The organism is Microbacterium sp. B19(2022) (genome assembly GCF_012030385.1).
GTDB lineage: Bacteria > Actinomycetota > Actinomycetes > Actinomycetales > Microbacteriaceae > Microbacterium > Microbacterium oxydans_B.
The window spans coordinates 1-25,643 of record NZ_JAAUVO010000010.1 but is presented as its reverse complement, the minus strand read 5'-3'; the positions used below and the strand labels follow the sequence as shown (position 1 = coordinate 25,643).

The 25,643-nt window shown below is 68.6% G+C and carries 24 protein-coding genes and 1 tRNA gene; 19 read left to right on the top strand and 6 right to left on the bottom strand.

The features are described 5' to 3' along the window. Nucleotides 1–25 precede the first annotated feature (25 nt). The 7 genes from HCX50_RS10725 (at nt 26) to poxB (ending at nt 9,617) form a co-directional block, all read left to right on the top strand. On the top strand, nt 26–1,408 hold the full coding sequence (locus HCX50_RS10725) for a flavin monoamine oxidase family protein (protein WP_167634338.1): 1,383 nt from the start codon (nt 26–28) through the stop codon (nt 1,406–1,408). Continuing rightward, entirely contained in the window at nt 1,408–2,292 is an 885-nt protein-coding gene (locus tag HCX50_RS10720; RefSeq protein WP_167634336.1) for a universal stress protein, read from the top strand. The genes HCX50_RS10725 and HCX50_RS10720 overlap by 1 nt, the downstream gene beginning before the upstream one ends. Next, complete coding sequence (locus HCX50_RS10715) at nt 2,292–3,839, top strand: APC family permease (RefSeq protein ID WP_091027478.1); 1,548 nt, start codon at nt 2,292–2,294, stop codon at nt 3,837–3,839. The genes HCX50_RS10720 and HCX50_RS10715 overlap by 1 nt, the downstream gene beginning before the upstream one ends. A gap of 22 nt (nt 3,840–3,861) precedes the next feature. After that, complete coding sequence (locus tag HCX50_RS10710; protein ID WP_091027477.1) at nt 3,862–5,328, top strand: NAD-dependent succinate-semialdehyde dehydrogenase; 1,467 nt, start codon at nt 3,862–3,864, stop codon at nt 5,326–5,328. Nucleotides 5,329–5,353: 25 nt separating this feature from the next. Next, nucleotides 5,354–6,718, top strand: a complete 1,365-nt coding sequence (locus HCX50_RS10705) for an NAD-dependent succinate-semialdehyde dehydrogenase (protein WP_167634334.1) — start codon at nt 5,354–5,356, stop codon at nt 6,716–6,718. 187 nt (nt 6,719–6,905) lie between these two features. Beyond that, nucleotides 6,906–7,781, top strand: coding sequence for an endonuclease domain-containing protein (locus tag HCX50_RS10700; protein ID WP_167381500.1), 876 nt, complete (start codon nt 6,906–6,908; stop codon nt 7,779–7,781). Nucleotides 7,782–7,892: 111 nt separating this feature from the next. Beyond that, nucleotides 7,893–9,617 (top strand): ubiquinone-dependent pyruvate dehydrogenase, encoded by a 1,725-nt coding sequence (gene poxB / locus HCX50_RS10695; RefSeq protein WP_167634332.1) that lies wholly within the window; start codon nt 7,893–7,895, stop codon nt 9,615–9,617. 8 nt (nt 9,618–9,625) lie between these two features. Here poxB and HCX50_RS10690 read toward each other — a convergent pair whose 3' ends face one another. Both HCX50_RS10690 and HCX50_RS10685 read right to left on the bottom strand, forming a co-directional pair. Next, nucleotides 9,626–12,424 carry a tetratricopeptide repeat protein gene (locus HCX50_RS10690; protein WP_167634330.1) on the bottom strand — a complete coding sequence of 933 codons (2,799 nt, stop codon included), beginning with the start codon at nt 12,422–12,424 and terminating at the stop codon, nt 9,626–9,628. Nucleotides 12,425–12,448: 24 nt separating this feature from the next. Next, nucleotides 12,449–14,272, bottom strand: a complete 1,824-nt coding sequence (locus tag HCX50_RS10685; RefSeq protein ID WP_167634328.1) for an HSP90 family protein — start codon at nt 14,270–14,272, stop codon at nt 12,449–12,451. A 195-nt stretch (nt 14,273–14,467) separates the two neighbouring features. On the opposite strand from HCX50_RS10685, the gene HCX50_RS10680 reads away from it, so the two are divergent. The 6 genes from HCX50_RS10680 (at nt 14,468) to HCX50_RS10655 (ending at nt 17,794) form a co-directional block, all read left to right on the top strand. Further along, nucleotides 14,468–14,540, top strand: a tRNA-Trp gene (locus HCX50_RS10680). A gap of 40 nt (nt 14,541–14,580) precedes the next feature. Beyond that, nucleotides 14,581–14,853: a preprotein translocase subunit SecE gene (gene secE / locus HCX50_RS10675; RefSeq protein WP_029260992.1), complete on the top strand. Its 273-nt coding sequence runs from the start codon at nt 14,581–14,583 to the stop codon at nt 14,851–14,853. 42 nt (nt 14,854–14,895) lie between these two features. After that, nucleotides 14,896–15,936 carry a transcription termination/antitermination protein NusG gene (gene nusG, locus HCX50_RS10670; protein WP_167634326.1) on the top strand — a complete coding sequence of 347 codons (1,041 nt, stop codon included), beginning with the start codon at nt 14,896–14,898 and terminating at the stop codon, nt 15,934–15,936. Between the two features lie 282 nt (nt 15,937–16,218). Continuing rightward, entirely contained in the window at nt 16,219–16,650 is a 432-nt protein-coding gene (gene rplK, locus HCX50_RS10665; protein ID WP_091027467.1) for a 50S ribosomal protein L11, read from the top strand. An 11-nt stretch (nt 16,651–16,661) separates the two neighbouring features. Then, a complete protein-coding gene (gene rplA, locus HCX50_RS10660) occupies nt 16,662–17,351 on the top strand; it encodes a 50S ribosomal protein L1 (RefSeq protein WP_017829144.1) in 690 nt (229 codons plus the stop codon). A gap of 86 nt (nt 17,352–17,437) precedes the next feature. Continuing rightward, nucleotides 17,438–17,794, top strand: coding sequence for an iron chaperone (locus tag HCX50_RS10655; RefSeq protein ID WP_091027466.1), 357 nt, complete (start codon nt 17,438–17,440; stop codon nt 17,792–17,794). 4 nt (nt 17,795–17,798) lie between these two features. Here the strand turns inward: HCX50_RS10655 and HCX50_RS10650 are convergent, their stop codons facing one another. Beyond that, nucleotides 17,799–18,461 (bottom strand): LysE/ArgO family amino acid transporter, encoded by a 663-nt coding sequence (locus HCX50_RS10650; RefSeq protein ID WP_167634325.1) that lies wholly within the window; start codon nt 18,459–18,461, stop codon nt 17,799–17,801. 70 nt (nt 18,462–18,531) lie between these two features. On the opposite strand from HCX50_RS10650, the gene HCX50_RS10645 reads away from it, so the two are divergent. Beyond that, a complete protein-coding gene (locus HCX50_RS10645; RefSeq protein WP_337749486.1) occupies nt 18,532–19,476 on the top strand; it encodes a LysR family transcriptional regulator ArgP in 945 nt (314 codons plus the stop codon). Here HCX50_RS10645 and HCX50_RS10640 read toward each other — a convergent pair. Next, the gene (locus HCX50_RS10640) at nt 19,415–19,903 is read right to left on the bottom strand and encodes a MarR family winged helix-turn-helix transcriptional regulator (RefSeq protein WP_167634321.1); all 489 of its coding nucleotides are present in this window, start codon (nt 19,901–19,903) and stop codon (nt 19,415–19,417) included. The genes HCX50_RS10645 and HCX50_RS10640 overlap by 62 nt on opposite strands. Continuing rightward, nucleotides 19,890–21,626, bottom strand: a complete 1,737-nt coding sequence (locus HCX50_RS10635; protein ID WP_167634319.1) for an MDR family MFS transporter — start codon at nt 21,624–21,626, stop codon at nt 19,890–19,892. Before HCX50_RS10635 ends, HCX50_RS10640 begins: the two co-directional genes overlap by 14 nt. A 272-nt stretch (nt 21,627–21,898) precedes the next feature. Between HCX50_RS10635 and HCX50_RS10630 the strand changes: the two genes are divergently transcribed. The 5 genes from HCX50_RS10630 (at nt 21,899) to HCX50_RS10610 (ending at nt 24,903) form a co-directional block, all read left to right on the top strand. Continuing rightward, nucleotides 21,899–22,456: a SipW-dependent-type signal peptide-containing protein gene (locus HCX50_RS10630; protein ID WP_091027460.1), complete on the top strand. Its 558-nt coding sequence runs from the start codon at nt 21,899–21,901 to the stop codon at nt 22,454–22,456. 62 nt (nt 22,457–22,518) lie between these two features. Continuing rightward, the gene (locus HCX50_RS10625) at nt 22,519–23,088 is read left to right on the top strand and encodes a SipW-dependent-type signal peptide-containing protein (protein WP_337749484.1); all 570 of its coding nucleotides are present in this window, start codon (nt 22,519–22,521) and stop codon (nt 23,086–23,088) included. Nucleotides 23,089–23,096: 8 nt separating this feature from the next. Beyond that, nucleotides 23,097–23,720, top strand: coding sequence for a signal peptidase I (locus tag HCX50_RS10620; protein WP_167634316.1), 624 nt, complete (start codon nt 23,097–23,099; stop codon nt 23,718–23,720). Beyond that, complete coding sequence (locus HCX50_RS10615; RefSeq protein WP_167634314.1) at nt 23,717–24,364, top strand: LPXTG cell wall anchor domain-containing protein; 648 nt, start codon at nt 23,717–23,719, stop codon at nt 24,362–24,364. Before HCX50_RS10620 ends, HCX50_RS10615 begins: the two co-directional genes overlap by 4 nt. Next, entirely contained in the window at nt 24,361–24,903 is a 543-nt protein-coding gene (locus tag HCX50_RS10610) for a hypothetical protein (protein ID WP_167634312.1), read from the top strand. The genes HCX50_RS10615 and HCX50_RS10610 overlap by 4 nt, the downstream gene beginning before the upstream one ends. 15 nt (nt 24,904–24,918) lie before the next feature. Here HCX50_RS10610 and HCX50_RS10605 read toward each other — a convergent pair whose 3' ends face one another. Next, nucleotides 24,919–25,602 (bottom strand): YqaJ viral recombinase family protein, encoded by a 684-nt coding sequence (locus HCX50_RS10605; protein ID WP_091027449.1) that lies wholly within the window; start codon nt 25,600–25,602, stop codon nt 24,919–24,921. Nucleotides 25,603–25,643: the final 41 nt, after the last annotated feature.

Genomic DNA, 25,643 nt, shown 5'->3' with positions numbered 1-25,643 from the left:
GTTTCACCCAACGAAGGAGTTGCAGATGGCTGAGATCACTCGCGACGTACTGATCATCGGTGCCGGAGCCGCAGGGCTCACGGCGGCGAACGACCTCCGCAAGGCCGGCCTGTCGGTCGCCGTGCTGGAGGCCCGTGACCGCGTCGGCGGGCGCCTGTGGACCGACGTGATCGAGGGCGCCATGCTCGAGATCGGCGGCCAGTGGGTGTCGCCCGACCAGGACGCGCTCAAGGACACGATCGAAGAGCTGGGGCTCGAGACCTACAGCCGCTACCGCGAAGGCGACAGCGTCTATGTCGGCCCCGACGGGAAGGCACACCGCTTCACGGGCGAGATGTTCCCGGTGGCGCCGGAGACCGAGGCCGAGATCGCCCGGGTCACCGAGATCCTCGACGCACTCGTCGCCGAGATCGACCCGGACCGTCCCTGGGCCCACCCCAGCGCCGAGGCCTGGGACACGATCACCTGGGACGCCTGGCTGCGCTCGCAGACCGACGACGACGAGGCCGTGCGCAACCTGGCCTTCGCCACCGGTTCGGCGATGCTCACCAAGCCCACACACTCCTTCTCCCTGCTGCAGTCGCTGTTGATGGCCGCGTCCGCCGGTTCTTACTCGAACCTCGTCGATGCCGACTTCATCCTCGACAAGCGAGTGGTCGGCGGTCTGCAGCAGGTTCCGCTGCGGCTCGCTGAGCGCCTGGGTGACGACGTGCTGCTGAACCAGCCCGTGCGCGGCCTGGAATGGTCAGACACCGGCGTCATCGCCACCACCGACGAGCACACCGTGCGCGCCCGCCACGCGATCCTCGCGCATGCGCCGGTGCTCTACAGCCGCATCGCGTTCGATCCTCCGCTGCCACGCCGACAGCACCAGTTGCACCAGCATCTGTCGATGGGCTTCGTCATCAAGGTGCACGCCGTGTACGACCGGCCGTTCTGGCGTGAGCAGGGCCTCAGCGGCACCGCGTTCAGCCCGTACGAGCTCTCGCACGAGGCCTACGACAACACCAACCACGGCGACGAGCGCGGCACCCTGGTCGGCTTCGTCTCCGACGCCAACGCCGACGGCGTGTTCGAACTCTCGGCTGAGGAGCGCAAGGAGCGCATCCTCGAATCGCTGTCGCACTATTACGGTCCGGAAGCCAAGAAGCCGGTCGTCTACTACGAGAGCGACTGGGGCAGCGAGGAGTGGACGCGCGGCGCGTACGCCGCGAGCTTCGACATGGGTGGCCTGCACCGCTACGGCGCGGACCTCCGCACGGCCGTCGGGCCGATCCACTTCGCCTGCAGCGACATGGCCGGCGCCGGGTACCAGCACGTCGACGGCGCGATCCGCATGGGTCACCTCGTCGCGTCGAACATCGTCGACGCGAGCCGCGACGCCGGCGCTGCCGAGAGCGGCAGCTGATGACCGGCTCGGTCGTCGTCGGATACACGGCGACGGATGCGGGAGCGGATGCCGCAGCGCTCGGTGCCCGGCTCGCCCGCAGCCTCGGTGCGACGCTGCACCTCGTGATCGTGCTGCCGAACGAGGGCACGCGCAGTGCCGCCGTCCCGCCGGAGCGCGCGTATGAGGAGCACATCAGGGCGCAGGCGCGGCAGTGGCTCAAGGACGCCGTCGTCCGGCTCCCGCAGGAGCTGACCCGCAGCGGTCACGTGCGCTTCTCCGAATCGTTCGCGGAGGGTCTGATCTCCGCGGGCGAGGAGTTCGGCGCCAGGATCATCGTGATCGGCGCCGCGGGCGGCGGCATCTTCGGCCGTCACCGCCTCGGCAGCGTCGCCTCTGAGCTGCTGCACTCGTCGACCATCCCGGTGGCGCTCGCGCCCGTCGGCGCCGCACAGCAGGACGATCACGTGATCCCGCGTGTCACGGTCGCCGTCGGGTCCCGGCCCGGTGCCGACGCCCTCCTCGACGAGGCCGTCGCGCTCGCTGGGGACAGCGGCGTCGACCTCCGGCTCGTGTCCCTCGTGCCGTTCGACGTTCCCCCCGGACTCGACACCGGAGCGATCCGCACGGTCGGTGACACCCACGGACAGGAGGTGCTCGCCGTGGCCTCGGAACTGCTGCCGGACGGCCGCACCGCCGCGGTAGAGAAGGCGCCGGGAGACTCCGTCGAAGACGCCGTCGCCCATCTCTCCTGGCTCTCGGGCGAGGTCGTCCTGGTCGGCTCCAGCCGGCTGGCGCAACCGCGTCGTCTGTTCCTGGGCTCCACGGCAGCGAAGATGCTGCACGAACTGCCCGTTCCCATGATCGTCGTCCCGCGTACCCGCAACGAAGCAGGAGACCGCTGATGAGCAGCACGAACCGGGCGACGGAGCCCGAATCCGGTGTCACGACCGGCATCTCCACCAAAGGCCTGAGCGCCGGAACGGTCGGCCTCATCGGCGCGGTCGTGATCGGCATCTCGTGCATCGCCCCCGCGTACACGTTCACCGCCGCCGTCGGCCCCACGGCATCCGAGGTCGGCGCGCAGATCCCGGCCATCATCCTCGTCGGCTTCATTCCGATGCTCCTGGTCGCCTTCGGGTATCGCGAACTCAACAACCGGATGCCCGACTCCGGCACCTCGTTCACCTGGGCGGCCCGAGCGTTCGGGCCCTGGGTCGGCTGGATGGCCGGCTGGGGGCTGGTCGTCGCGACGATCCTGGTGCTGTCGAACCTCGCCGGCGTCGCGGTCGACTTCCTCTTCCTGCTGCTGTCGCAGATCACCGGGAACCCGGCGATCGGCGACCTCGCCGGTGTCACCTGGATCAACATCGGCGTCTGCCTGCTGTTCATGCTCGGCGCGACGTGGATCTCGTATCGCGACATGCAGACGACGCAGAAGCTGCAGTACTGGCTCGTCAGCTTCCAGATCCTCGTGCTGGTGTTCTTCGCCGTCGCGGCCATCGTGCAGGCGGTGAACGGCAACGGCTTCGACTACCAGCCGTTCGACCTGAACTGGTTCAACCCGTTCGCGATCTCCTCCTTCAGCGCGGTCGCCGCCGGTCTCTCGCTCTCGATCTTCATCTTCTGGGGCTGGGATGTCACCCTCACCATGAACGAGGAGACCAAGGATCCGGAGAAGACACCGGGACGCGCGGCCACCCTCACGGTGCTCACGATCGTGTCGCTGTACCTGCTGCTCGCGGTCGCGATGATCATGTTCGCCGGCGTCGGTACCGGAGACCTGGGGCTCGGCAACGCGGACATCCAGGAGAACGTGTTCTTCCACCTCTCCGGCCCGATCCTGGGACCGCTCGCGTTCCTGGTGTCGCTGGCGGTGCTGACCAGCTCGGCGTCGTCGCTGCAGTCCACGTTCGTGGGCCCGGCACGCACGCTGCTGGCGATGGGGCACTACGGCGCCCTGCCGAAGTCGTTCGCGAAGGTCAGCCCGCGCTTCTTCACCCCGGGGTACGCGACCATCATCTCGGCGATCGTGGCCTCCGCGTTCTACGCCGTGATGCGCGTCGTCAGTGAAGACACCCTGTGGGACACGATCCTCACGCTCGGCATGATGATCTGCTTCTACTACGGGATCACCGCGTTCGCGTGCGTGTGGTACTTCCGCAAGCAGTGGTTCGACTCGACGCGGAACGTCTTCTTCACGTTCCTCTTCCCCCTCATCGGCGGCGCGATCCTCGCGGTGCTGTTCTTCACCACACTGATCGACTCGATGGACCCGGAGTACGGTTCCGGATCGCAGATCGGCGGGGTCGGCATCGTCTTCATCCTCGGGATGCTGATCATCGTCGTCGGCATCGCGGTCATGATCTGGAACGCGGTCCGTCGGCCTGCCTTCTTCCGCGGCGAGACATTGGGCATCGACGCACCGCCCAGCCGACGCAAGCGCGCATAGCCCTCCTCACAGAAAGAGAATCATGAGCACTCAGACCGAACAGGCGCTCCTCGACAGCATCCCCACCGGCCTCTTCATCGGCGGTCAGTGGATCGACGGCGAGATCGGCGGCACCTTCGACGTGCAGGACCCGGCGACCGGCACCGTGATCCGGACCATCGCCGACGCGACGCCGGGCGACGGCATCCGGGCCCTCGACGCCGCGGTCGCCGCTCAGGACGAGTGGGCGGCCACCGCCCCGCGCGTCCGCAGCGAGATCCTCCGCACGGCGTTCGACCTCGTGCAGGAGCACAAGGAGGACCTGGCTCTGCTCATGACGCTCGAGATGGGCAAGCCGCTCGCCGAGGCACGTGGCGAGGTCGTCTACGGCGGCGAGTTCCTGCGCTGGTTCAGCGAGGAGGCCGTGCGCATCAGCGGCCGCTACGGCATCAACCCCGAGGGCACTGGCCACATGGTGGTCTCGCAGCGCCCGGTCGGGCCGTCGTTCTTCGTGACGCCGTGGAACTTCCCGTTCGCGATGGCCACCCGCAAGATCGCTCCGGCCCTGGCGGCCGGTTGCACGGTCGTCATCAAGCCCCCGGCACTGACCCCGCTGACGACGATCTTCTTCGTCTCGCTGCTCGAGAAGGCGGGCCTTCCGGCCGGCGTCGTCAACGTCGTGCAGACGTCGAAGTCCAGCGCGCTGTCGGCACCGATCATCGCCGACCCGCGGCTGCGCAAGCTCTCCTTCACCGGATCGACCGAGGTGGGGCGCAAGCTCATCGCCCAGGCAGCCGAGGGTGTGCTGCGCGTGTCGATGGAGCTCGGCGGCAACGCGCCGTTCGTGGTGTTCGACGACGCCGACCTGGACAAGGCCGTGGAGGGCGCGCTCGCTGCGAAGTTCCGCAACATCGGCCAGGCCTGCACCGCAGCCAACCGCTTCATCGTGCACAAGGACGTCGCGGGTGAGTTCGCCAAGCGCGTCACCGAGCGGGTCAACGACATGAAGATCGGCCGCGGCACCGAGGACGGTGTGGCGATCGGACCGCTCATCGACGCGGATGCCGTCGCCAAGGCGGGCGAGCTCGTCGACGAGGCAGTCGGTCGCGGTGCGACTCTGCTCGCCGGTGGCAAGGCTGTGGAGGGCACCGGGACGTTCTACGAGCCCACCGTGCTCACGGACGTCGTCGCGGGTAGCGCGATCCTCCGCGAGGAGATCTTCGGCCCGGTGCTCGCGATCGCGACCTTCGAGACCGAGGACGAGGCCGTGCACCTGGCGAACGACACCGAGTACGGGCTCGTCTCGTACGTGTTCACCGAGAACCTGCAGCGCGGCCAGCGGATGATCGACAAGCTCGAGACGGGCATGATGGGTCTCAACGTGGGAGTCGTCTCCAACGCCGCCGCACCCTTCGGCGGAGTGAAGCAGTCCGGCGTCGGACGCGAGGGCGGGTTCGAGGGCATCCACGAGTACCTGTCCACCAAGTACACGCTGATCCCGGTCTCCTGACCGAGCAGCCAGAGGAGGAGAGAACATGACCGACTACGCCGTCATCAACCCCGCCACCGGAGAGACGCTGGCGTCCTTCGACACCTTCACGGACGCCCAGATCGATGAGGCGGTCACCGCCGCCGACGAGGCCCACCGCGAGTGGTCCCGCTCGTCGACCGTCGCTGATCGTGCAGCCCTCGTCCGCCGTGCGGCCGAGCTGCACCGCGAGCGTCGGGAGGAGCTCGCCGACATCTTCGTCCGCGAGATGGGCAAGCCCCGGGAGGCCGCCCTGGGCGAGGTCGACTTCGCCGCCGACATCGCCGAGTACTACGCCGACCAGGCGGAGTCGATCATGGCCGACCAGCCGATCGCGATCCTGGGAGAGGGGTCGGCCATCATCCGCCGCTCCTCGCTCGGGCCGCTCGTCGGCATCATGCCGTGGAACTTCCCGGCGTACCAGATCGTGCGCTTCGCGGCTCCGAACCTGATCGTGGGCAACACGATCCTGCTCAAGCCCGCGCCGCAGTGCCCGGAGTCCTCGTCCGCGATCGAGGCGATCTATCACGATGCCGGCTTCCCGAAGGGTGCCTACCAGAACGTGCTCGCCACGAACGAGCAGATCGCGACGATGATCGCCGATCCGCGCGTGCAGGGCGTCTCGCTCACGGGCTCTGAACGTGCGGGAGCCGCCGTCGCCGAGATCGCCGGTCGCAACCTCAAGAAGGTCGCGCTCGAGCTGGGTGGGTCCGACCCGTTCATCGTGTTGTCGACAGACGACCTCGACGCGACGGTACAGGCCGGCGTCGATGCGCGCCTCGACAACAACGGTCAGGCGTGCAACGGCGCCAAGCGCTTCATCGTCGTCGACGGGCTGTACGACGCGTTCGTCGAGAAGTTCACCGAGAAGATGGCCGCCGTCGAGGCGACGGATCCGACGCTCGACGACACGGTCCTCGGACCGGTCGCCTCCGAGACGGCGGCCGAGAACCTGCAGAAGCAGATCGACCAGGCCGTCGAGCAGGGTGCGACGCTGCTCACCGGTGGCACCCGTGACGGAGCATTCTTCGCCCCGACCGTGCTGACCGATGTCACGCCCGAGATGAACGTCTATCACGAGGAGCTCTTCGGCCCGGCGGCCGTCGTCTACCGTGTGGCCGACGAGGATGCGGCGGTCGAACTCGCGAACGACACCACGTTCGGCCTCGGCTCCTATGTCTTCACGACGGATGCCGAGCAGGCCGAGCGCGTCGCCGACAAGATCGAGGCGGGCATGGTCTACGTCAACCTCGTACTGGCCGACAGCCCCGAGCTGCCTTTCGGTGGCGTCAAGCGCAGTGGCACCGCCCGCGAGCTGGGCCACCTGGCCGCCGACGAGTTCGTGAACAAGAAGCTGATCCGCATCGGCTGACGCTCTCGCCCTGAAGAGTCAAAGAACGCCGCCTCCCGGTCTCAGGAGGCGGCGTTCTTTGGCTCCTCACCTGCTGCTTATGTCCTCTGCACGGCAGCACGCGTGGGGAGGGTGTGCACAGCACGTGGGGCTGACGCACGCCCCAGGCGTGCGCAGAGGTCAAGATCGGCGGATGCATCCATCGCCATTGCCCTCCGGAACTCCGATCGGCTTCACCGTCCCCGATGCGCTCGCACGGGGAATCACCCCGCGTCGTCTGCGAGCGAAGGATCTCGCGAGCCCCTTCCACGGCACGCGCGCTCGCAGACGGCTCGTCGGTGCGGAGACCGTATCCCTGCTGTTGGCAGCGCTTCCGCCGCACGCGTTCGTGTGCGGCACGACGGCCGCTTGCCTGTGGGGTGTGCCACTGGCTGCGCAGCAGGAAGCGGAGGCCTGGGCGCGACCGCGGATCGGCGTGCCCCCGGAGGAGACCCGAATTCGCAGGACGGGTGTTCTCGGTCATCGGCTCGCGTTGGAAAGTGGCGACGTGGTCCTCCGCCGAGGTCTTGCCGTGCTGTCGCCTGCGCGGATGTGGGTGGACGTGTCTCGCGTCATGCGTCTGCCGCGGTTCCTCGCCCTCACGGATGCGCTCCTCAGCACCCGGCATCCGCTCGTCTCGGCAGAGGAACTCGCATGTCATCACGAACGATTCGCGGGTGGGCGCGGGGCGAGGGTGCGGCAGCGCGCGCTCGAACTGGCAGATGGTCGTGCCGAGTCCCCGCGCGAATCCATGGTGCGGCTGATTCTGATCGAGGCGGGGCTCCCGCGTCCGGAGTGCAACGTCGAGATCTGGCACAGTCGCCGATTCGTGGCGCGAGTCGACATGCTTTATGCCGACGAACGGCTCATCATCGAGTACGACGGGGATCACCACCGAGACCCTGATCAGTGGAGTCGGGATCAGATCCGCCGCGCCGAGCTCGAATCGCTCGGCTACCGCATGATCGTGGTCACCCGCCGAGACTTCGACGATCCCGATGCGCTCGTGCGCCGGATCCGTCGTCTGCTCAGAGCGGCACGTTGAGGTGAGGAGCCAAAAGAAGTCGGATGCCGCGGTGTGCGAGCGACGTTTCTTGACCTCTCAGCGTGGGAGTAGCCCCGCCCCGCACGAGCACACCGGGCGTAGGGTCGAAGCATGGCCAACGTCGCTGAGAACATCGTCAAAACTCTGCACGCCAACGGGATCGACCGCGTTTACGGCATCCCGGGCGACTCGCTGAACGGCTTCACGGACGCGCTGCGCAAAGACGGCACGATCCGCTGGGTGCATGTGCGGCATGAGGAATCCGCCGCCTTCGCCGCAGCCGCGGATGCGGCCACCACGGGGGAGCTCGCGGTCGTCGCCGGCTCGTGCGGTCCGGGCAACCTGCACCTGATCAACGGCCTCTACGACGCCAACCGCTCGCGCGTGCCCGTTCTCGCGATCGCCGCGCAGATCCCCACCACCGAGATCGGCACCGGATACTTCCAGGAGACACATCCGCAGGAGCTGTTCCGCGAGTGCAGCGTCTACGTCGAGTACGTCGCGGACCCCAAGCAGATGCCGCGACTGCTCGAGATCGCCATGCGCGCGGCCATCGAGGAGCGGGGCGTCGCGGTACTCGTGATCCCGGGCGACGTCGCCCTCGCCGACATCGCCGACGACCGTGCCGTCGTGATCGAGCGCGCGCAGCCCGTGGTGCTGCCCAACCCGGCGGAGCTCGAGAAGGCGGCGACTCTGCTGAACGCCGCGAAGAACGTGACGATCCTCGCCGGTGCCGGTGTCGAGGGTGCGCACGACGAGGTCATCGCCCTCGCCGACAAGTTGGGCGCTCCCATCGTGCACGCGCTCCGCGGCAAGGAGTTCATCGAGTACGACAACCCCTTCGATGTCGGGATGACGGGCCTGCTGGGCTTCGCCTCCGGCTTCCGCGCCATGGAGGCCGCCGACGCCCTGCTGGTGCTGGGCAGCGACTTCCCGTACGAGCAGTTCTACCCGGATCACGCCAAGACCATCCAGGTCGACATCCGCGGCGCGCAGCTCGGCAAGCGGCATCCGCTCGATCTGGGGCTGGTCGGCGATGTGCGTGCGACGGCCGATGCGCTGCTGCCGCGAGTGGCGAGGAAAGACGACCGCAGCCATCTCGACGACGCGATCGCGCACTACCGCAAGACGAGGAAGAAGCTCGACGAGCTCGCCGTCCCCGCCAAGGGCAACCGGCCCATCCATCCCCAGTACCTGGCTCGGCTCCTGGACGAGCACGCGGCCGACGACGCGATCTTCACCGCCGACGTGGGGTCGCCCACGGTGTGGGCGGCGCGCTACCTCTCGATGACGGAGCAGCGTGGCCTGATCGGCTCCTTCACGCACGGCTCGATGGCGAACGCCCTGATGCACGGCATCGGCGCGCAGGTCGCGCATCCCGACCGTCAGGTGGTCGCGCTGGCCGGCGACGGCGGGCTCGCGATGATGCTCGGCGAGCTCCTCACGCTCACGCAGAACAAGCTGCCGGTGAAGACGATCGTGGTCAACAACTCCTCGCTGAACTTCGTCGAGCTCGAGATGAAGGCCGCCGGCTTCGTCACGTACGGCACGGGGCTGGAGAACCCGAGCTTCGCGGCGATCGCCGAAGCCATGGGGATCTTCGCGCGTCGGGTCGAGCGCAGCGAAGACCTCCCGGATGCTGTCCGCGAGGTGCTCGCGCACGACGGCCCGGCCCTGCTCGACGTCGTCACCGAGCGGCAGGAGCTGTCCATGCCGCCGGCGATCGAGGCCGCGCAGGTCAAGGGCTTCGCGCTCTATGCGATCCGCACGGTGATGTCCGGCCGCGGCGATGAGCTCCTCGACCTCGCCAAGGCCAATTGGCGCCAGCTGTTCTGACCTGCCGGTCAGCTCTGCACGAGGCCCCGCACCTCGGCCGCCTCACCGTGCCGCCCGAGCGACTCGAGGACGTTGCCGAGCTCGAGAGCTGCGACCTGGAGCAGCGGAGGGTGATCGGCCGCATGGTCGATGGCGCTGCGGTAGAGGGGAACCGCATCGGCTGAGCGGTCGTTCCCTGCCAGCACGCGGGCGGCGAAGAGTTCGGAGCCGCCGGCCGAGCCGAGGTCGCCGAGCGCGGCGAACCCGTCGGCCGCGGTGAGGGCGGCGGCGACCGCTTCGTCGATCCGGCCGAGCTCGGCGAACGCGCGTCCGCGCGAATCGGTGACGTCGGCGAGGAGCCACTCGGCTTCGTGCTGCTGTGCGAGGGCGGCGACCTCGTCGAAGAGCGCGAACGCGCGCTCGTCTCCGCGTCCGCCGTATGCCTGTCCGAGGCTGTGCAGCACTTCGGTCAGCGCACCCACGGCGTCCGGGGCCCGGCGTACGGTCTCGGCGGCGGATTCGAGCAGGTCGATCGCGTCGTCGTGCTCGTCGAAGCGGGCGAGGATCTTGGCCTGCTCGGTCATCGACATCGCCTGGTCGGCGTGCTCCTCGGCTTGTCCGAAGAGCTCGGAAGCATAGCTGTGGGCGCCGACGGCCTGGCCGAACTCTCCGGCCGCGCTCAGCGACCGTGCCAGCATCGAGGCGGTCATCGCGCGCGAGCCGGCGGCGACTTCGGCCTCCTCCTCGCGCTGAAGGACGTCGCCGAACAGCTCTGCCGCCTCTTCGGCGTCGCCGACGCGCAGCATGGCCCTGGCGAGTCGGAAGTCCACGCCGGTCGAGTCGCCTTCGCCCTCGCCCGCAAGGCGCGCGGCGAGGCGGTAGCGGGAGACGGCCTTCTCCGGCTCGTCCGCGTCTTCCCAGAGTGCCCCGGCGAGCAGGTGCGCGTCGCCGAGAGCACGGGTCGCGCCCAGCTCGGCGAGCAGCCGGCACACCTCGTCGGCGTCGACCGCGCCTTCTGCATAGCTGTTGCCGCCACCGCGCACCCGAGCCCTGGTCTGGAGCGCCTGCGCACGATGCCCCGTGCTGAGGTCGTCCTGCGCGAGGAAACGGTCCAGCAGTGCGGTCGCCGCCTCCATGTCGCCCTTGCTCAGCACGGCGGAGATCGCCATGAGGGTCGTGGTGTTGGCGAGGCGCGTGTCATCCGCCTCCACGAAGGAGCGCGCGGCGAGTTCGGCGAGGTCGAGGGCGGCATCCGCTTCGCCTGCCCGCAGGTGCAGTGCGGCCCGGCTGATGGCGAGGTCGCCGCGCGACCAGGCGGGCAGCGACGCCGCATCGGCGATCGCGTCTTCCAGGTCGGCCATCGCCTCGGGCGTGTCGATCCCGAAGGTCGCAAGTCCCAGGCGTTCCTCCAGGTCGGCCTGCTCGTCGCGACCGGCGGCGCGGAGCGCGGCGATGCGCTGGGGAAGCAGCTCCAGCGCCTCATCGGCGCGTTCGAGGGCGATGAGGATCCCGAGACGCATCGAGAGCAGCTGGGCGCGCTTGTCGGGGTCTTCGACCTCGAGGGCACGAGGGAGGGCGTCGAGGGTCTCGTGCTCCGCTCCGAACTGGGCGAGCTGCATGGCGCGCTCGAACCACCCGTCAGCATCCACCGGGGAGGTCGAGGAGGCCGGGGCCACGAACGCGTCCGAGCGGATCGGCACGTCGTACTGCTCGGAGGCGAGGGCGCGCATGCGTGCCAGGCTGCGCGCGTGGCCGTCGGTGCCGTCGCGCTCGTCGAACGCGGCGGCGATGCGGTCTGCGGCCGACCAGGCGGACGCCGCGAGTTCGGCGGCGCTCCAGCGGCCCTCGTGCTCTCCGAAGAACGGCACGAGAGCGGGCGACTCCGCTCCGCGTACCGGGGTGTCGCCGTGGCCGACTGCGGCGACCCGGTCGAGCGCGACGGCAAGGGCGGCGAGGGCGGCGAAGTGCGCATCCACGTTCAGGCCGTCGTGGGCGAGCCAGCCGATGTGCTTCTCGACCAGTGCGAGCGCACGGGCCTCGTTACCGGTGAGTGCGGCGAACACGATGTTGTTGGCGACGATGCGCAGATTGTCGGGGTTGTCCTTGGCCAACCGGTAGCTGCGCAGGTGCGCGGTCTTCGCCTCGTCGAAGCGCCCGGCGCGGAGGTAGGGGAGGAGCACGCGCGAGAGGGCATGCTCGGGCTCTTCTCCGCAGGAGAATCCGCCCTCGATCATCTCCTCCACGAGGACGATGGCCTCCGCGTCGCGGTCGGTGTCCGCGAAGAAGCCGGCGATCTGGCTCCGGCCGCAGGCATCGCAGTGGCTGTGGTCGTCGCGTGGCGTGGCTTCCAACTGCACGCGCAGCGTCTCGGCCTCGTCCATGCGTCCGGCATCCCACGCGTCTTCGAAGCGGGCGGTGAGCACTCCGCTCACGCCGAGGCCGCCGGCGCGGTAGTGCTTCTCCATGTCGTCGAGCACGGCGGCGATCTGCTCCTGGGAGAACGCCGGCGAGGAGCGCAGAGACGCCGCCATCCACTTGAACTGCCACATCAGGTCGGCGCCGCCGTTGTCGAGGTCGGCGGGGAACCGCTGCGGGTCGGCCTCATGGTGCGCGAGGCACCAGGCGAACGAGTTCAGCATCACATCGGTCGCGCCGCCCATGTTCGCCGAGGCGGTCTGCCGCATCCGGGCCTCGTACTCGAGCCGCTCATCCCCGAGCTCGACGGCCAGCGCCACCGCTTCCGAGACCAGGGCCTGCTCGGCAGGGCCCCAGGGGGTGCGGTCGATCTCCTCGATCAGCTGCTGGAAGCGCTTCTTCGGACGTGCCATGGGGGAACCCTTCGGTGGGATGTGTCAGCGGACGTCGCCGAAGGGGATCTGATCCCCTTCGATGCCGGCCGAGAGGGAGACGAGGTCGGCGAGCGCGCTGGTCATCAGCGCACGGTCGGCGTCGGCGAGCGGATGGTGCCCGGCGAGCAGCGCCTGGATGTACAGGAGCTGCACGGTGCGGGCGAAGACGGCGTCGTCCTGCACGCGCACCAGGGCGCGGACCACCCGGTTCGACCAGTTCAGGCACAGGCGGGCGCGGAGGTCGTCTTCGCGGGCCGCAGACAGGGTCTTGTCGATGCGGTCCAGCACGCCGCCCCACAGTGCGCCGGTGACACCCTTGGTGCGGCCGCGGTCGATCGCGCGCAGCACCTCCGGGTCGGCGACGTAGAGCCCGGCGAGGTCGGGCCGGTCGATCGAGCGCACGACCACCGAGCAGTCGGATGCGGCGAGCACGGCACCCGCGCGCGTCTCCAGGGCCACGGCGGCGTCGCGGTCGTCGAGTGGGGGAGGATCGAGGCGGTCGAGCTCTCCGGTGACGTCGACCTGCTCGACGGTGACGTGCGGGTAGAGCTCGGGCAGCATCCGGATCAGGTCGGCGTCGTAGAGGTATCCGCCGTTGACGAGCACCTCGTCGGCAGGTGAGATGCCGGCCACCTGGCGGAACTCGTCGACGCTCTGCGCGTACCTCACGTGCGGGTAGCGCTCGACGAGGTCGCCGATCCGCACCGTGCCGTGCGTGGTCTCGACGGTCAGCCAGCGGGAGATGAAATGGGCCAGTTCCTCGTCGTGACGCACGAGGGATTTGAGTCCGACCTCGTGCACGGCGACGAACTGCGCGAGGCGATGAGGCTCGCTCAGTCCCAGTTCCAGCACCCAGCGGCGGATGCCGGCGCCGAGCTGTTCCCGGACGCGCTCGAGCGCCGCGTCGTCGACGAGCGACTCCCTGCTCGCGGTCGGAGCGAGCCCGGTGGAGTCGATCACGGCGCGGACGAAGAACGCCCACTCGGGAAGCACGTCGTCGACGCGCTCGGAGAGCAGCATCCGTCCCAGGTACATGCGCGTCGCCTGACGTGCACCCGGCGGCGGGGCGAACGGCAGCACGTAGGCGAGGCCGCGGGTGCCGGTGGCGGGCTCGCTCAGCTCGATCACGTCGAGGGGACTCGCGCCGAGCAGGTCGCGTCCGTACTGCACGGCGGCATCGGGATCGTGGGCGGCGTCGAGGAACGGCGCGTCCCTGGTGATGCCGATGTCGCCGCCGGGGCCGTCGATCGTGACCCGCACGGGCAGGAATTCGCCGAATGTCGTCGCGAGCTCGTGCACGGTGGCGGGGCGCAGCAGCTCGTCGGCGTCGAAGCGCGGCACCAGGTGCACGCTGGTGCCGATGGGGAGCTCCTCGTCGATCTCGGCCACCTGGAACGTGCCGTCGGAGCTTCCCGTCCACTCCACGGACGCGCCGCCGCGGGCACTGCGGGAGCGGATGACGATGGTGTCCGCCACCATGAAGCAGCTGAGCAGACCGATGCCGAACTGCCCGAGGTAGTCGCTGCGCGGAAGGTCGAAGATGTCGCGCTTGGAGCTGCGCCCGACGGTGGCCAGCAGATCCGCCACCTCCGTCGCGGTGAGCCCCACGCCGTCGTCGCGCAGGACGAACTCGCCGTTCTCCGCGGTGAGCGGAGTGATCCGGATGCGGCCGCCGCCGCCGTCGACCTCGCGACGTGCGGTGATCGCGTCGCGGGCGTTCTGCAGGAGTTCCCGCAGGTACACCCGTGGACTGGAGTAGATGTGTCTGCTGAGCAGATCGACCACACCGCGCAGATCCACCTGGAACTGCTGCACCTCAGCGCTCACCGGCGCTCCCTCCTCCTGCATACGCTCGCTGAGCCTAACAAGAACACGCCCTCGCGATCCCGGTTCGGCGCCACCGGATCGATGCCGTATGCTTGTGGGGCAGTTGTTCTCTGCATTCTTTCGCCATGCCTGGGGTCTCCCGATCGCAGTCACGGTGGCAGAGTGGAGAGAGAACCCCGAGACCTCCCGGTCTCTAGGGCGGTAGCTCAATTGGCAGAGCAGCGGTCTCCAAAACCGCAGGTTGCAGGTTCGATTCCTGTCCGCCCTGCGCGTCAGCGCAACGCTGACACACGAAAGGTACATTCAGGATGGATCAGGACGAACCGCGCGGCGAGGTCGTCGCGGCCGGCGCCACCCGCGAGAAGAAGGGCAACCCCTTCTCACGGTTCTTCGGGGGTATCGCCCTGTTCATCCGCCAGGTCATCGCCGAGCTCCGCAAGGTCGTCACGCCGACTCGCAAGGAGCTGTTCAAGTTCACCCTGGTGGTGCTCGTCTTCGTTCTGATCGTCATGGGCATCGTCTACGGCTTGGACACGCTGTTCGCGTTCTTGACGCACTGGGTGTTCGGAATCCCTGGCTGATGACCCCCGCGGCTCGCGCCGCAGCTATGGAGAAGAAACAACGTGTCTGAACGATATTCCGACGACGCCGACTGGGCGACCGCCGCAGAGCAGTCCAGCGAGGAAGACGAAGCCCAGGAGGGCAACGTCCTCGCTGAGGAAGAGCTCTCAGTCACTTCGGCCGAGCACGTCGCGGTCCACGTCGAAGACGAGGACGGCGAAGAGGATGACACGGCTGACATCGACATCGACATCGACGACCCGGAGGCGGACGCGATCGTGAACGACGCTCTGAACCTGGACGAAGCGGCTGAGTCTGAGGCTGCCGCTGAGGTCCTCAACGAATCTGTGGCCGAAGAGGCCGCCGACCTCGACGCGGCTGCGGCCGACGAGGTCACCCCGTACGACGGCCCCGACCTCGGCGCTGATGAAGAGCAGAGCGACGAGGAATCCTCCGACGAAGACGACGAGGACGCCGAGGAAGACCCGTACGAGGCCTTCCGCATGGACCTCCGCATGCTCCCGGGCAAGTGGTACGTCATCCACTCCTACGCCGGTTTCGAGCGCAAGGTGAAGGCCAACATCGAGCAGCGCAAGTCGACGCTCGAGGTCGAGGACGAGATCTACCAGATCGAGGTCCCGATGGAAGACGTGGTCGAGATCAAGAACGGCCAGCGCAAGATGGTCACCCGCGTGCGCATCCCCGGCTACGTGCTGGTGCGCATGGAGCTCACGGAAGACACCTGGTCGGTCGTGCGTCACACCCCGGGTGTCACCGGCTTCGTGGGCAACGCCCACAACCCGACCCCGCTGCGCTTCGAAGAGGCCTTCAACATGCTGAAGTCGCTCGTCGAGGTCAAGGATGCCCCCACGGCCAAGAACATCGCGTCGAAGGGCGGCCTCGCGGTCGCTCGTCCGCTGCCGGCCGAGGTCGACTTCGAGGTCGGCGAGACCATCACGATCAAGGAGGGCTCGTTCGCGGGTCTTCCCGGTTCGATCAGCGAGATCAAGCCCGAGAGCGGCAAGCTCACGGTCCTCGTCTCGCTCTTCGAGCGCGAGACCCCGGTCGAGCTTTCGTTCGACCAGGTCACCAAGATGGTCTGACACCAGTCCTCAAGAGAGCGGCCGTCCCTTTCGGGGCGGCCGTTCTCGCGTTCGCTCCCTTCTCTCGAGGGGTCAGAACACGCCGCAGCACGTCGGGCGATTGTGGCGTGTCTTGGCTCCTCAGCTCGGGGCGATGCGGCGTTCGTGCTGTGCGGCAGGATCAGGTAGACTTGTGTGGTTTGTGTGCCGCTTCGGCGTGCGCAGAGACGACCACGATCCGGAAACGCCGGATCTGTGGGAGAAGCGGATGCTCCGGCATCCGATTCGATGAAAGGAAAGAGAATGGCACCGAAGAAGAAGGTGACCGGCCTGATCAAGCTTCAGATCAACGCCGGTGCAGCCAACCCGGCGCCGCCGATCGGCCCCGCGCTCGGTCAGCATGGCGTCAACATCATGGAGTTCTGCAAGGCGTACAACGCCGCGACCGAGTCGCAGCGCGGCAACGTCATCCCCGTCGAGATCACCGTCTACGAGGACCGCAGCTTCACCTTCGTCCTGAAGACCCCGCCGGCGGCGGAGCTCATCAAGAAGGCCGCGGGCGTCCCCAAGGGCTCCGCGACCCCGCACACCGTCAAGGTCGCGAAGATCACCAAGGACCAGGTCCGTCAGATCGCCGAGACCAAGCAGGCCGACCTGAACGCGAACGACATCGAGGCCGCCTCGAAGATCATCGCCGGCACCGCCCGTTCCATGGGCATCACGGTCGAGGGCTGAGGAGAATAATCATGGCTACCAAGTCCAAGGCTTACAAGGCTGCCGCCGAGAAGATCGAGGCAGACCGTTTCTACACTCCGACCGAGGCAGTCGCCCTCGCGAAGGAGACCGGCTCGTCGAAGTTCGACTCGACCGTCGAGGTCGCGCTGAAGCTCGCCGTCGACCCCCGCAAGGCAGACCAGATGGTGCGCGGCACCGTCATCCTGCCCCACGGCACCGGTAAGACCGCCCGCGTCATCGTCTTCGCCACCGGCCCCGCGGCCGAGGCAGCGATCGCCGCAGGTGCGGATGAGGTCGGCGGCGCCGAGCTCATCCAGAAGGTCGCCGATGGCTGGACCAACTTCGACGCCGCGGTCTCCACGCCGGAGCTCATGGGCCAGGTCGGTCGTCTCGGAAAGGTGCTCGGACCGCGTGGTCTGATGCCGAACCCGAAGACCGGCACCGTGACCCCGAACCCGGCCAAGGCCGTCGAGGAGATCAAGGGCGGAAAGATCGAGTTCCGCGTCGACAAGCACGCCAACGTGCACTTCGTCGTCGGCAAGGCGTCCTTCACCGCAGAGCAGCTGAACGAGAACATCGGCGCAGCGCTCGAGGAGATCGTCCGCCTCAAGCCGTCGAGCTCGAAGGGCCGTTACATCCAGAAGGGTGCGGTGTCGACCACGTTCGGCCCCGGCATCCCGCTGGACGTCAACTCCATCTGAGTCTGACTTTCTTCTGAAACGCCCCCGGGTCCGCCCGGGGGCGTTTCTGCGTTGTCGCGGAGGGGCGGGGGTGGCAGGATGCCGTGATGGGCACCGTCGATGACTACCTCGAAGAACTCACCCCCACGGATCGTGACGCGATCGACCGGGTCTACGCGGTCGCACGTCGGGAGGCGCCCGAGGCCGAGCAGGGGAAGGGCTACGGCATGCCGGCGCTCGTGTATGGAGGCAAACCCCTCCTGTCGGTGATGCGCGCCAAAAAGCACATCGGCATCTATCCGTTCAGCCCCGATGCCGTCGCGACGGTGGCGGGAGCGCTGGAGGGGCATCCGAGCGTCAGCGTCGACAAGGGCACCATCCGGTTCCAGCCCGAGCATCCGATCCCCGACGAGGTGCTGGAGCACCTGGTCCGGGCCCGACTGTCGCAGATCGACGGCAGCTGATCCGTCAGCCGGCCAGCACCGGCAGCACCAGGCTGATCGCGATGGCGATCATGACCACGGCGATCACCGCATCCAGGATGCGCCAGGAGCGCGGCGTGCGCAGCCAGCGTCCCAGATACCGCGCACCGAATCCCAGCGCCGTGAACCACAGGATGCTGGCGGCCATGGCGCCGCCGGCGAACAGCCAGCGTTCGTGGCCGTGCGTGGCCGCGATCGAGCCGAGCATCAGTACCGTGTCGAGGTAGACGTGCGGGTTGAGCCACGTGAGGGCGAGCGTGGTCAGGATCACGGGTGCCAGCCGTGTGCGGGTGAGGGTCGCCGTGGGGCCGCTCGGAGTCGTCGCCCCCGAGCCGGCGGCATCCGCTCCGTCCACCCGCAGCTCTTCGCCGCCGCGCCAGGCCCGACGAGCAGCCAGGATGCCGTAGCTCAGCAGGAACAGCGCCCCCGCCCAGCGGGCCACGACGACGAGCCACGGAGCGGCCGACAGCACGAATCCGAGTCCCGCGACGCCGGCAGCGATGAGTGCGGCATCCGACAGGGCGCAGATGATCACGACAGCCCACACGTGCTCGTGGCGGATTCCCTGGCGCAGCACGAAGACGTTCTGCGCGCCGATGGCGACGATGAGGGAGAGGCCGAGTCCGAGGCCGGCGAGAACGGTGAGCATGGGTCCAGCCTAGGAATCACGACCCATGAAGAGAAGCGAAGATTCCTACCGAACCATTAGCATCACTTATGTGAGGATCGACCCGGAACTGGCCGCCACTCTCGCCGCGATCGTCGACGAGGGCACCCTCGACGCCGCGTCCAGGCGACTGCAGATCACCCCGTCGGCGGTGAGTCAGCGGCTGAAGACCCTGGAACAGCAACTCGGTCGGATCCTGGTCGTGCGGACGAAGCCCGCGAAGCTGACCGAGGCGGGTGAGGCCGTCGTCCGCTTGGCGCGCCAGATCGCGCTGCTCGAACACGATGCGCTCATCGGGGTGGGCATCGATGAGGACGCGGAGAGCCGGCGGATCAGCATCCCGCTCGCGGTGAACGCCGATTCGATGGCGACGTGGTTCCTCGCGCCCCTCTCCCGACTCGCGGCCGGCCACGACATCGACTTCGACCTGCATCGCGACGACCAGAACTTCACCGCGCGGCTCCTGGAATCCGGCACCGTCATGGCCGCGGTCACGAGCGAGGCCGCGCCGGTCGCCGGATGCTCGGTGTCGCCGCTCGGCGTGCTCGAATATCGGGCGATGGCGGAACCGGGGTTCGCATCGCGCTGGTTCGCTGACGGGGTCACGGCGGATACCCTGACGGCCGCACCGTTCGTCGACTTCGACCGGCGGGACACGCTGCAGCATGAGTGGCTCCGAGCGATGGGCGTCAGCGAGGCAGGCGTGCCACGACACTACGTTCCGGCATCTCACGACTATGCGCTCGCTGTCGGGCTCGGGCTGGGGTGGGGGATGGTCCCGCTCCTGCAGGAGTCATCCGGACTCGTCCCGCTGGGCGGCCCGACCCTTCGCGTCCCGCTCTACTGGCAGCAGTGGAACCTGCGCTCCGACCTGCTCGACAACATTGCTGCCGAGATCGCCGTCGAGGCGCGGCGGGTGCTCGGTGCGACGCCCGTCACTCAGACGCGATCGCGTCCGGGCTCGCGCCTGAAGCCAGCGCGTGCAGCAGGCGGGTGAGGCTCCCGATATCGGCGAGGCTCCAGTCTTCGAGCGTGCGGAGCAGCCGGCCTTCCTGAGGGAGCCGCGCGACCGCGAGGCGCTCTTCACCCAGGGGTGTGAGCTGCAGCAGGAAGGAGCGCCCATCGGCGGGATCGGCCGAACGCTCGACGAGATCGAGCTCCTCGAGCTCGCGCACCATCCGGCTGACTTGCCCCTTGTCCAGCAGCATCCGCTCGGACAGCGATGACACCGTGACGGTCTCGCAGCGGGCGATCGTGGTGAAGATCTTGTAGGCGCCCGGCAGCAGGCCGGGGCTCACGCGGTTCGCGTTCTCCGAGATCACCCGACGGAAATGCGTGATCAGCTCGCCGAACTCCGCCTCGAGGGCGCGGACCGCAGCGGCCCGCGCCTCGGGGGTGTCGGAGAGGGGATCAGCGTCCGGCATCGGAGGCCGCATCACCGTGGGTGTCGCGTGTGCGGCCGACCACGGTGACGGTTCCGGTCGTCGGTGCACCGGAGAGCGCCGTGGCATCGGCGATCGCGACTTCTGCCGCGTCGTCGACCGGGGTGGCATCGTCGTCTGCGGCCGAGTCCGCCTTCGCCGCATCCGCCTGCGCCCGCTCGCTCGTCGTCATCGTGGTGAGCGGACGGTTCGGCAGGAACAGGATCGCGATGAGGCTGATCACCGCGAGCGGGATGCCGATCAGGAACGCATGCGAGATGGCCTGCGCGTAGAAGTCCTCGATGATCGAACGCACCGGCTCCGGAAGCAGCCGGACCTCGGGCAGCGTCCCGCTGGAGAGCTGTGCGGCGACGTCGGCGCCCTTGTCGCCGAGCTGCGCGATCGCCGCGCCGATGCGCTCCTTGCCGTCGCTGAACAGACTGGTGAGGCTGTTCGCCAGTACGGCGCCCATGACCGAGACGCCGACCGTGCCGCCGAGGCTGCGGAAGAACGTCACGCCCGAGCTCGCGACGCCCATCTCGCTCGGCTTCGCGACGTTCTGCACGATGAGGACGAGGTTCTGCATGGTCATGCCGACGCCGGCGCCCATCACGAACATGTAGATCGAGACGAGGATGAAGTTCGTGTCGTAGTGCAGCGTCGACAGCATCACGGAACCGGCGATCAGCAGCACGGATCCGAGGATCAGGTAGCCCTTCCACTTGCCGAAGCGGGTCACGAGTTGGCCGATGACCATCGACGAGATCAGGAGCCCCGCCATCATCGGCAGAGTCATGAGCCCGGCCTCGGTGGGCGTTGCGCCACGGGAGAGCTGCATGTACTGCGCGAGGTACACCGAGGTGCCGAACATCGCGACACCGATCGAGATCGACGCCAGCACCGACAGGGTGAACGTGCGACCGCGGAACAGCGTGAGAGGGATGAGGGGCTCGCGCACCTTGAGCTCGACGATGATGAAGGCGATGGCCGAGGCGACGGCGCCGCCGACCATGAGCACGGTCTCGGTGCTCCACCAGTCGAACGTCGAGCCGGCGTTCGTGATCCAGATGAGGATCAGCGACACGGCGGCCGAGAGCAGCACGATGCCGACGTAGTCGATCGACACCTTGCGGGTGCGCTCGGTGCTGATGTGCAGCGTCTTCTGCAGGATGATCAGCGCGGCCACGGCGAAGGGGAGCGCGACGAAGAAGTTCCAGCGCCAGTTCGCGACATCGGTGATCCAACCGCCGAGGAGCGGGCCGCCGACGGTGGCGACGGCCATCACGGCGCCGAACAGCCCCATGTACCGGCCGCGCTCGCGAGGGCTGATGATGTCGGCCATGATGACCTGGCTGAGGGCGGCGAGCCCGCCGCCGCCGATCCCCTGGATGGCGCGGAAGGCGATGAGGGTGTTCGTGTCCTGGGCGAAGCCGGCCGCGGCGGTCGCTCCGACGAAGATGACGATCGCGATCTGGATCAGGAGCTTGCGGTTGAAGAGGTCGGCGAGTTTGCCCCAGATCGGGGTGGAGATCGCGGTCGTCAGGAGGGTCGCGGTGATGACCCAGGTGTACGCGGCCTGGTCGCCGCCGAGGTCGTGCACGATGACGGGCATCGAGGTGGAGACCACCGTGGTGGCGATCATCGAGACGAACATGCCGAGGAGGAGCCCGGTGAGGGCTTCGAGAACCTGGCGATGCGTCATCTTGACGGGGGAGTCCGTGGTCATGCGAGACCTTTCGCGGTCGGAAGGACGGATGCTGCGACAGCTCTGGCGCGCACAAGATGGTTGAACTGCGTCAACTATATGTGAATCGTTGATCTACGTCAACCATTGCGAGGCGACGCGCGGTGCGCGCGATGTGCCTCGGACGTGCGCGAAATCGCCTTGTTCTGCGGGAAGGGGTCGGTGAGGATGAGGGCACGGCGGGGATGTGGGCCTCTGCGAGGCGGTCGTTCTCAGGCATCCACGCGATCGCCTGATTCCTGAGGGGGACTCCGATGGCAACCAAAGACACGCAGCGCAAGGTTCTCGCCGTTCTGGCGGGCGGGCTCGTTCTCGGGGTGGGGGTGGCGGTCACACTCGCCGCCTGGAACGACTCCGAGTTCGCGAACGGGACCTTCACCGCCGGCTCCTTCACGTTCACGGGCTCCACTGACGGAACGACGTTCAGCGAGCACGCGACCGACGACGCGGCAGCCTCGCTGACCTTCGAGCTCAACCCGACGAACCTCAGCCCGGGCGACGTGGTGTACGCGCCCTACGCCCTGCGGCTCGGCGGCACCTATGACGCCACGCTCGATGCCGTCGCTCCCGTCGGCGCAGGCGACTTCGCCACCGGCAGCAAGCTGACCTACGACGTCGTGTCGACGGGGGCGACGTTCGGTTGCGACGAGACCGCGTTCGCCGCGGGAACCGCGGTACCCGCGACGATGACGCCGGGTACCGACGTCAACCTGTGCATCCAGGTCACAGCCGCCTCCGGTGCGGGCGGGATCGAGCAGGGCGACACGGGAACCGTCACATGGCAGTGGAACGCGACCTCGGTGCAGCCGTAGCGCCCACTCGCCGCTCGTTGCGTGCAACTCTCCCGCGGCGGCCCTCGCGCACGTTTCGGCGCGTGCGGGCGCTGCTCGCCGGTGGGCTGGTTCTCGGCGTCGGCGCGACGATGACGATCGCGGCGTGGACCGACCAGGAGCTTGCGACGAGCACAGTCAGTGCGGGGAGCTTCTCGATCGCGTCACGGTCCGATCAGGGGGCATTCGCGTCGCACGGACCGACCGAGACCGTGCTCACCGTACCTCTCGACGCGTCGGGCCTCTATCCCGGGGTGAAGAAGGCGGCGTATGTGCAGGTGCAGGCGTCGGGCACCCTGGGCGGCACCGTCAACCTCACCGCCGTGGCCGTGACGAACAATGCGGGCACGGCGCCGACCGGAGCGGACCTCGCGCTGCAGAACGCGATCAGGGTGAACATCGCCGTGGTCGCGGCTCCCGCCAACTGCACGACGAGTGCGACCGCGACGGCCGCGCTGACCGCGGTTCCCGCGCTCCCCGCGCAGACCCTGACCGTGAGCCCGCTCAACACGATCACCTACTGCGTCGTGCTCGAGCTGCCGGCAGACACGACCGGAACAGCACAGGGCGGCACCGTGAAACCGACCTGGACCTTCACCGGAAGCACGAGCTGAGCGACGACATGGCCACCATCACACGCGGCGCCCGCGCCGTGGCACGGGGACTGCGGGAGGTGCTGCTCACCCTGGCAGCCGTCGGCGGCGTGATCTGCATACTGCTCGTGATCTTGGCCTTCACCGGTGGCTATTCGCTCATCATGTTCAAGACCGGGTCGATGACGCCGACCATCCCGGCAGGATCCGTCGCGCTCGTGCAGAAGATTCCCGCCGCCGACATCGCGGTCGGTGACGTCGTGACGGTGGATCGGGATGCGGCCCTGCCGATCACGCACCGCGTCACCGGCGTCGAGCAGGCGGATCAGGGCGAACAGCGGGTCATCACGATGAAGGGTGACGCGAACGACGTCGAGGATCCGGCGCCGTACACCGTGTCCGACGTCCGCATCGTCCGTGGCTCGGTGCCCGCCCTTGCGAACGTGATCGTCTGGTTCGGCAGCCCGTGGGTGCTCGGTGGGGTCACGCTCGGTGCATCGCTGCTGGTGGTGTGGGCGTTCTGGCCGCGGCGAGAGCGTGCGGCGGCGGAGGAACCCTCAGGAGACGTCGGGGGGCTCGCGGCTGCCGAAGAGCCCGCGGCTCCGGAAGCGCTGGTCGTGGCGGGGGAGCGGCGGAGGGATCGGCGCTCATGAGACGCCTGGGCGCCGGAGTCATCGTGCTCTTCGTGCTGCTCGGCTCGGCGGCCCCCGCATGGGCGTCGCCGACCACGGAGGTCATCCAGGGACGCATCCTGCGGCTCGTCTCGGTTGCGGACTGGGAAGCCGCGGGATCCCTGCTCCCCGGGCAGCAGGTGCGATGGGATGTCGCCGTCAGCGCAGAGGCCCCGGATCCGGGGATCGTGACGATCGCGCTGAGCGCCACCGGTGAAGCGCCGCTGGTCCTCGACGTGTCGATCTGCCTGCGCGCCTGGCAGGGGAGCGCATGCCCCGGTGGCGCCGTGATCGTGCGCTCGGCTTGGCAGGTTCCGCGCGACGGCGGTGAGGTGCAACTCGGCGAGGTCGCCGACACCGACGTCGCGCACGTGCGGCTCTCCATCGGGCTCGGTGAGGAGGCGGCGGCAGGCTCGACGAGTCTCCGGCTCCATGCCAGCGGCGTCGGCGAGGACGTGATCGTCGGTCCCGGTGGCGGCCTGGCAGCGACCGGTCCTTCTCCGCTGCCGCCCTGGGCGCTCGCCGGAGGGGCGGCGCTGGTCGTCGTCGGTCTGTTGCTCGCGGCTCGGCGGCGTCGTGCCGTGGCGATCGGCGTCGAGCCGTGGGAACCCGGCGGTGACCGGTGAGTCCCGCGAAGCGTCTGCGGTCGGCGGGTGCCGTGCTCGGAATCTCGGTGCTCATCGGTGTCGGCCTCGTCCCGACCGTCCCGTCGACCGAGGCGGCGTGGCTCGATGCCGAGCGGGCGACCGCGACCGGGACTTCGATCAACGTTCCGGAGCCCATCGCCACGGGTTCTCCGGGCTGTGTGGCGAGCAGCGGGCTGCTGGGCGCCAATCCGAAGGTGACCATCTCGTGGCGGGCGCCCGCCGCCGCGACGGGATACGACTTGACGAAGGCGGAGTTCGGGCAGATCGTCAATCAGGGGCTCCTCGAGCCGATCCTGAGCGACCTCCTCGGGAACGTCAAGACGACGGGGAGTGCGGCCGCTTATGTCACCGTCATCGACGGCGGCCTGCTCACGGGACTTCTCGGGGCGACGAAGACTTTCGGTATCCGCTTCACCGGGCCGGGCGGGTGGAAGTCGGACTGGCTCGTGGCGAATGCCACGATGGGGCTGCTCGGAGCGAACCCGCAGTGCACGATGGGCACCACCGCCAGCTACTAGGCGGAATCCGAAGGCTCAGTCGGCGAGTGCCAGTGCGCGGAACGCATCGCGTTCGCGGAGCTGCTCGCGGCGGCTGGCTGCGGCATCGTCCGGCGTGCTGCTCGGGACCTGCCGGCCGGTGGTGCGCCGGTAGAGCTCGTCGATGAGGTTGGTGGCGAGGCCGACCAGCTTGGCGATCTCGCGGTCGTCGCGGTCGATCCACACGCAGCGCGGTTCGTCGTGGATCGGGGAGAAGTCGACGTGCTCCTCCCAGACGAACAGCGTCCGCTCGGCGCCGAGAACGTGCTGCTGCCACCAGATCTGGCGGAGGTAGGTGCGCGGGATGCCGCGGAACGCCTTGTTGGTCGTCTTGATCTCGGCGAGCTTCACGCGCCCGTCGGCGTCGACCGCGATGCCGTCGGGCGTGGCCAGGTGGCGATGCTCGACCTCGGCGCGGAACAGGGCGGACGAGGGGAGGATGCCGTGGGTCGCGGCGACCCAGGCGGCGATCTCGGGCTCGCGCCGCCGGCCGTGATCGGTGTAGGCGTTGCCGCCGAAGCGGGGGCCTCCGCCGAGCTTGGAGTCCGCCGCGCGAGCGATCGACTTCTCGGAAGTGAGCCCGGCGACGTCGGTGGCGGTGATGCCGCGGGAACGTGCTCGCATCCACGCCACGCGGTCGCGAGAGTCCGCGACGATGCGTGCAGCGAGTTCCGGGGTCACCCTTCGACCCTAACCCGGCTCGCCGACCCTCCCTCTCACAC